We start from the raw sequence: 4,583 nt of genomic DNA, 5'->3' as shown, positions 1-4,583 counted from the left end.
CGGCGCCCACGCCCCGACCCGTCCACGATCGCGAACGCGCCCAAGCCATCGCCGACGCCTGCGCCGCCGCCCCCCCACGGAGGTGGGTTCGGGCGGCAAGGCACCGGCGACCGCGCCGTCGTCAGCCCCCACCGCAGCCCCATCCCCGTCAACGAATGCAGCCGTCACCAAGCCGCCGGCGAACATGAAGGTCGCCGAGCCCACGGGCGTGGAAGAGGTGAACAAGCCCATCATCGTGAAGGCGGGCACGACCTACGACGGGGAGGGCAAGCTGTTCAACGCCGGCGCCGGGCTGAACGGCGGCGGCACCGCGGAGACGCGACTGCCGATGTTCATCCTCGAGCCGGGCGCATCGATCAAGAACCTGCAGTTCAAGGGCGGGGACGGCATCCACCTGCTGGGCGATGCCAAGCTGGACAACGTGCACGGCCTGCAGACCGGGGACGATTTCGTCACCGTGGACGGCGCGGAGAACAAGGCGGTCGACGCCCAGCGCGCCGGCATCTCGGCGAAGGACCTTCCGAGCGGCCCGGCCCAGGTGGAGATCACGAACTCGTCGTTCCAGAACAGCCACGACAAGGCGATCCAGATCAATGGTGACGTGAATCTGAAGCTCCAGGGCATCTACGCCGACAACATCGGCCAGCTGGCGGTCACGCGCGGCGGCTACCCGATCACGGCGAACGTGGACATCTCCGATTCGACCTTGCAGAACCTCAAGGCCTTCACCTTCCGCTTCGACTCCAGGCATTCCACCGTCAACATCGCGAACACCGATGTGGATGGCGGCAAGACGCCGGTGAACGTGATGGCGGGTGACCCCAGCAAGGTGCAGGGCGCCGGCAGCGTGCGCCAGTCCGTGCAGACGGTCGGGTGACCTGACACGCCGCAACGGCGAAGGCCCTGCCAGCGCAGGAAGGCAGGGTCTGCCTTTCCCGCGCTGGCAGGGCCTTCGCGCTTGGGGAAGGTTCCTGCCGACCGGCTCAGTGGCGGAAGTGGCGCACGCCGCTGAACACCATGGCCACGCCGCGCTCGTCGGCGGCGTCGATCACTTCCTGGTCGCGCATGCTGCCGCCGGGCTGGATGACGCAGGTCGCGCCCGCGTCCACCACCACGTCCAGGCCGTCGCGGAAGGGGAAGAACGCGTCACTCGCCACCACCGTGCCTGCCAGCGAGAGGTTGGCGTGCTGCGCCTTGATGCTGGCGATGCGCGCCGAGTCCAGGCGGCTCATCTGGCCGGCGCCAACGCCCATCGTCATGCCGCCCTTGCAGAACACGATGGCGTTGCTCTTGACGTACTTGGCGACCTTCCAGGCGAACAGCAGGTCTTCCATCTCTTCCAGCGTGGGCTGCTTTTTCGTGACGACCTTGATGTCGATCATCGACAGCTCATGGTTGTCGGCCGACTGCAGCAGCATGCCCGAGCCGATGCGCTTGGCGTCCACCGCATTGCGGCCGCGGTGCCAGGGCGTGTTGCTGCCCAGCGCGTATTCCGCCGCGTCCAGCGCCGGGGGCAGCGCGATCTTGAGCAGGCGCACGTTGGCCTTGGCCTTGAAGACCTCCAGCGCCTCGGCGGTGAAGTCGGGGGCCATCAGCACCTCCACGAACTGCTTGGCGATCTGCTGCGCCGCCGCGCCGTCCACCGGGCGATTGAAGGCGATGATGCCGCCGAACGCGCTGGTGGGATCGGTCTGGAACGCCTTGCCGTAGGCGCCCAGGGCATCGAGCCCCACGGCCACGCCGCACGGGTTGGCGTGCTTGACGATCACGCAGGCCGGGACGTCGAAGCTCTTGACGCATTCCCAGGCGGCGTCGGCGTCGGCGATGTTGTTGTACGAGAGTTCCTTGCCCTGCAGCTGCACGCCGGTGACGATGGAGCCGGGCGCGGGGTACAGGTCGCGGTACAGCGCGGCCTGCTGGTGGCCGTTCTCGCCGTAGCGCAGGTCCTGCACCTTGGTGAAGATGCCGTTGCTCTGGCCGGGGAAGGCCGTGCGGGCGGGCACGTAGTCCTCGGCCAGCTTCTCGGCCTCGAACGTGACGGACGAGAGGTAGTCGCTGATGGCCGCGTCGTACTGCGCGATGCGGTTGAACGCGGCGACCGACAAACCGAAGCGCAATGCGTCCGACAGCTTTCCCGACGCCTTCAGCTCGCCCAGCACGCTCTCGTACTGCGCGGCGTCGGTCACCACGCCCACGTCCTTCCAGTTCTTGGCGGCGCTGCGCACCATGGCGGGTCCACCGATGTCGATGTTCTCGATCGCGTCGGCCAGCGTGCAGCCGGCCTTGGCCACCGTGGCCTCGAAGGGATAGAGGTTGACCACCAGCAGGTCGATGGTGTCGATGCCGTGCGCGGCCAGCGCGGCCATGTGCTCGGGCAGCTCGCGGCGCGCCAGCAGGCCACCGTGCACCTTGGGGTGCAGCGTCTTCACGCGGCCGTCCAGCATCTCGGGGAACTGCGTGACCTCGGCCACTTCGGTCACGGGCAGGCCGGCCTTGGCCAGCAGCTGGGCGGTGCCGCCGGTGGACAGCAGCCGGATGCCCAGCGCGTGCAGGGCCTGGGCGAATTCAACGATGCCGGTCTTGTCGGAGACGGAGAGAAGTGCGTTCATGGCAGGGGGTGGGGTTTGATTGAAATCGGGCTTCAGCGCAATATCCACTATGGCATATTGCTATTAAATATGTAGCAACCGCCGTTACAGCAGCTTGTGCTCCACCAGCTTCTTGCGCAGGGTGTTGCGGTTCAGTCCCAGCCATTCGGCGGCGCGGGACTGGTTGTTGTCGGCGTGGCTCATGACCACTTCCAGCAGGGGCTTTTCAACCACGCGCACCAGCATGTCGTACATGCCGTCCGGTGTCTCGCCCCCTAAGTCGCGAAAGTAGCCCTGCAGGCTCTCCCGCACGCACTCTTCGATGTGTTTCTTGCTCATGCCGCCAGGTCTTCCTGTTTTTCGCTGGGGTCTGCGTCCTCGGTGTGCGCGGGGGGCAGCCGGTCCATCCGTTGCCCGATCGCATCCAGATAGTGGGCCACCGCGTGCCACTGTTCGGAGCAGTCCTCGATGGTGTTGATGTGTTGCCTGAACGCCTCGCCGCCGGGCAGGGCCCGCACGTACCAGGCGATGTGCTTGCGCGCGCTGCGCATGCCGGTGAACTCGCCGTAGAGGCGATAGTGGTCCTGCAGGTGGTCCAGCAGCAGGCGCCGCACCTCGGCCACCAGCGGCGGCGCCAGGTGCTCGCCCGTCGCGAGGTAGTGGCCGATCTCGCGGAAGATCCACGGCCGGCCCTGCGCCGCGCGCCCGATCATGATCGCGTCGGCGCCCGTGGCGGCCAGCACCTCGCGCGCCTTCTCGGGCGAGGTGATGTCGCCGTTGGCCACCACCGGCACGCGCACCGCGGCCTTCACGGCGGCGATGGTGTCGTACTCGGCCTGGCCACGATAGCCCTGCTCTCGCGTGCGGCCGTGCACCGTCAGCATCTGGATGCCCACGCCCTCGAACGCCCGGGCCAGGGCCACGGCGTTCTTGTGCTCCTGGCTCCAGCCGGTGCGCATCTTGAGCGTGACGGGCACGTTGCGCGGGGCGCAGGCCCCGACGACGGCCTCGGCGATTTCCAGGGCCAGGGCCTCGTTCTGCATCAGGGCGGAGCCCGCCCATTTGTTGCAGACCTTCTTGGCCGGGCAGCCCATGTTGATGTCGATGATCTCGGCGCCCCGGTCCACGTTGTAGAGCGCGGCCTCGGCCATCATCTGCGCGTCGGTGCCGGCGATCTGCACGGCGATGGGGCCGGGCTCGCCCTCGTGGTTGGCCCGGCGCGAGGTCTTGAGGCTGTCCCACAGGTCCTTGCGCGACGTGACCATCTCGCTCACCGCGTAGCCCGCCCCCAGCGCCTTGCACAGCTGGCGGAACGGCCGGTCCGTGACGCCCGCCATCGGGGCGACGAACAGGCGGTTCGCCAAAGGAATGTGGCCGATGTGCATGGGAGGGGGGAGGCAGCGCGTGCTGAAAAAGGAGGCAGGATTGTAGCTGCTCAAAATTTCAGCAAATGAAAAGTGCGTCCGGCGCCGCCACGGCCCCCCATCGGCGGCCCGCCGCGCCGTTCTTCAGCGCGCCCCGCGGCGCTCGCGGGCCATGTGCTGCAGGTAGCTCACCAGATCGTCCAGATCGCTGTCGCTGAGCCGGTCCGGCGCAAAGCCGGGCATCGACTGCCCGGGCCATTGGCGCACGCTGGCCGGGTTGCGCACCAGCTGGCGCAGCGCCTGCGGCTGGAAGTACTCCACGGGGCTCATCGGCAGGTTCAGGTCGGGCCCCAGGCGCGCCTCGCCGCCGCCGTTCATGGTGTGGCAGACGAAGCACTGCGCCACGAAGATCGCCTGGCCGCGCCGGCGCGCATCGCCCGCGGGCACCTCGGGTGCGACGCCGATCCGGGGCCAGCGCTTTTCCGGGGCCTCGCGCACGTGCAGCCGGGCCACGGCATAGGGCCACTGCTCGCTGAGCACGCCGTCGGCTACCGGCCAGACGATGTAGAACGGGCCGGGGCCCGACGCCTTGCCCGACGCCTTGCCCGGCAGCGCGGGCCAGGGCGCACCG

5 protein-coding genes are annotated in these 4,583 nt (G+C 68.5%); 1 reads left to right on the top strand and 4 read right to left on the bottom strand.

Annotation, left to right across the window (positions count from 1 at the left end):
* Window positions 1–184: 184 nt before the first annotated feature.
* A complete protein-coding gene (locus tag AC27KI_RS19170) occupies window positions 185–877 on the top strand; it encodes a pectate lyase (RefSeq protein WP_487090408.1) in 693 nt (230 codons plus the stop codon).
* Between the two features lie 106 nt (window positions 878–983).
* Here AC27KI_RS19170 and purH read toward each other — a convergent pair whose 3' ends face one another.
* From purH to AC27KI_RS19150, 4 genes are all read right to left on the bottom strand, one after another.
* Window positions 984–2,609, bottom strand: a complete 1,626-nt coding sequence (gene purH / locus AC27KI_RS19165) for a bifunctional phosphoribosylaminoimidazolecarboxamide formyltransferase/IMP cyclohydrolase (protein ID WP_284408047.1) — start codon at window positions 2,607–2,609, stop codon at window positions 984–986.
* An 84-nt stretch (window positions 2,610–2,693) separates the two neighbouring features.
* Window positions 2,694–2,927 (bottom strand): Fis family transcriptional regulator, encoded by a 234-nt coding sequence (locus tag AC27KI_RS19160; RefSeq protein WP_005799570.1) that lies wholly within the window; start codon window positions 2,925–2,927, stop codon window positions 2,694–2,696.
* Window positions 2,924–3,973, bottom strand: coding sequence for a tRNA dihydrouridine synthase DusB (gene dusB, locus AC27KI_RS19155; protein WP_487090407.1), 1,050 nt, complete (start codon window positions 3,971–3,973; stop codon window positions 2,924–2,926). The genes AC27KI_RS19160 and dusB overlap by 4 nt, the downstream gene beginning before the upstream one ends.
* Window positions 3,974–4,096: 123 nt before the next feature.
* Window positions 4,097–4,583, bottom strand: a 487-nt coding sequence (locus AC27KI_RS19150; protein ID WP_487115294.1) for a cytochrome c, incomplete at its 5' end; no start/stop codon positions are given.

This window comes from Acidovorax sp. KPB24-03 (assembly GCF_057546605.1).
Note: the sequence above shows the minus strand (reverse complement) of the source record. Positions and strands in the feature narration are given on the sequence as shown.

Bases quoted from the DNA above. Each gene is read 5' to 3' on its own strand.
- AC27KI_RS19170 (WP_487090408.1), top strand. From the start codon at position 185: ATGAAGGTCGCCGAGCCCACGGGCGTGGAAGAGGTGAACAAGCCCATC.
- purH (WP_284408047.1), bottom strand. From the start codon at position 2,609: ATGAACGCACTTCTCTCCGTCTCCGACAAGACCGGCATCGTTGAATTC.
- AC27KI_RS19160 (WP_005799570.1), bottom strand. From the start codon at position 2,927: ATGAGCAAGAAACACATCGAAGAGTGCGTGCGGGAGAGCCTGCAGGGC.
- dusB (WP_487090407.1), bottom strand. From the start codon at position 3,973: ATGCACATCGGCCACATTCCTTTGGCGAACCGCCTGTTCGTCGCCCCG.